This is a genomic window from Halorubrum sp. AJ67 (assembly GCF_000513435.1).
Window position 1 is genome coordinate 26,244 of record NZ_CBVY010000019.1, and the last position, 1,805, is coordinate 28,048.

General features: G+C 66.5%; 4 protein-coding genes. All 4 read left to right on the forward strand.

All coding sequences use genetic code 11. The features are described 5' to 3' along the window. The first annotated feature begins 7 nt into the window (after window positions 1-7). Window positions 8-211 (forward strand): CbaC protein, encoded by a 204-nt coding sequence (locus BN903_RS12985; protein ID WP_228841110.1) that lies wholly within the window; start codon window positions 8-10, stop codon window positions 209-211. Between the two features lie 72 nt (window positions 212-283). Beyond that, window positions 284-535, forward strand: a complete 252-nt coding sequence (locus BN903_RS12990) for a hypothetical protein (RefSeq protein ID WP_048078137.1) — start codon at window positions 284-286, stop codon at window positions 533-535. Window positions 536-706: 171 nt separating this feature from the next. Beyond that, complete coding sequence (locus BN903_RS12995) at window positions 707-949, forward strand: sulfurtransferase TusA family protein (RefSeq protein ID WP_048078138.1); 243 nt, start codon at window positions 707-709, stop codon at window positions 947-949. A 1-nt stretch (window position 950) separates the two neighbouring features. Next, on the forward strand, window positions 951-1,805 hold an 855-nt coding region (locus BN903_RS13000; RefSeq protein WP_048078139.1), incomplete at its 3' end, for an NAD(P)/FAD-dependent oxidoreductase.

A 1,805-nucleotide genomic window follows, 5' to 3' on the forward strand; every position in this document is an offset into this window, starting at 1 on the left:
CGTCGACGTGAGCCGCGGCGGGCTGCTCGTGACGCTCGCGATATTCGGCGTGATCGTCTACGAGATGCGGACCGTGCTGGACTTCGTCGGCGTCGAACTGCCGATCATCCCCTACATGGCCGCCGTCTTCGTCCTCGCCGGCGCGGTGGTCTGGTACGTCTCGCTGATGGGCGGGTGGCGGACCGAGCCAGAGGGGGACGACCCGGCGTAGCGGTCTCGGTCCCTTTCTCCGCGTTAGCGTCCCGACCGCGACAGTTATGTTTGCGTAACGCAAGACAATCGTATGGACGGGACACGCGTCACGGTTCAGTGTCGCGACTGTTCGCTCGCGACGACTCACGACAGGCTCCGCGACGCCCGCGTCGCCGTGAACGACCACGAGTCGACGACCGGTCACGAGGTCGAGTGGACCATCGAATCGCTCGATTCGGGCGTCTCGCAGGCCGGTGCCGACGCCGGTGTCTGCGGCCGTCCTGAGTGTGCGAACGGGGACTCCCCGCTCGTCCGTCCGACGCCGCCGGAGCCGGACTCGTAGCGTTCGCCGGCGTCGGAATCTCTGTTGTCGCGGTCCCGTCGGCGCTGTCCTCGAAACTCTTACGGAGCCCGCGATCGGCTCGGGGCATATATATCACCATATAGAATTCTACTATAATGGGTTTGTAGTACAATATTATTCTCGTAGCGGTCGAACGGTCGACTGTAACTCATGTCCGACATCGACATCGAACCCACCGACACGGTCGACGCCCGCGGGGCGGCCTGTCCCGGCCCGCTGATGGACCTCATCGGTCGCGTCCGGTCCGCGAACTCCGGCGACGTGATCGCGTTGTTGAGCGACAACGATCAGTCGCTGACCGACGTCTCGGAGTGGGTCGGCGAGACCGACAACGAACTGCTCGCGGTCGACGAGTCGGGCGACGATTACGACTTCTACGTGGAGGTCGCGTGAGATGAGCCACAGCATCGCCGTCCTCGGAGGTGGCACGGGCGGGACGGTGCTCGCGAACGACCTCGCGGAGCGGCTCGCCCCGGAGATCGACGCCGGTGACGTCGAGGTCACGCTGATCAACGACGATCCGGACCACGTGTACAAGCCGGTGTGGCTGTACGTCGCGTTCGGCCAGCGAGAGCCCGCAGACGGGCGTCGACCGCTCTCCGACCTAGTCGACGACCGGGTCGACCTCGTGATCGATCGGGTGACCGAGATCGACACCGACGACAAGGCGCTCGCGCTCCGCGACGGCACCGGCTCCCTCGCGTACGACCACCTCGTCGTCGCGACCGGTTCGACGCTCGCGGCCGACGAGGTCCCGGGACTCTCGGAGGGAAGCCACGACTACTACTCCGAGTCGGGCGCGCTGGACCTGCGGGACGAACTGCTCTCGATGACCGAGGGGCACCTCGTCCTCAGCGTCGTCGGGACGCCGCACATGTGTCCCGCCGCGCCGCTGGAGTTCGCGTTCATGGCGGACGACTGGTTCCGCGAGCGCGGGCTCCGCGACGACGTCGACGTCACGTACACGTATCCGATCAACCGGGTCCACGGCAACCCCCACATCGGCGAGTGGGCCGAGCCGATCATGGCGGAGCGCGACATCGACACGGAGACGTTCTTCAACGCCGAGTCGATCGACCCCGACGCGAAGACTATCACCTCCATGGAGGGGACGGAACTCGACTACGACCTCCTCGCCGCGATTCCGCCGCACCGCGGCGTCGACGTGGTCGACGAGGCGGGGCTGGGCGACCGCGGCTGGGTCGACGTCGACAAGCACACGCTGGAGGCCGAACGAGCCGACGACGTG

Coding starts and splice junctions, on each gene's coding strand:
- BN903_RS12990 (WP_048078137.1), top strand. CDS start 284: ATGGACGGGACACGCGTCACGGTTCAGTGTCGCGACTGTTCGCTCGCG.
- BN903_RS12995 (WP_048078138.1), top strand. CDS start 707: ATGTCCGACATCGACATCGAACCCACCGACACGGTCGACGCCCGCGGG.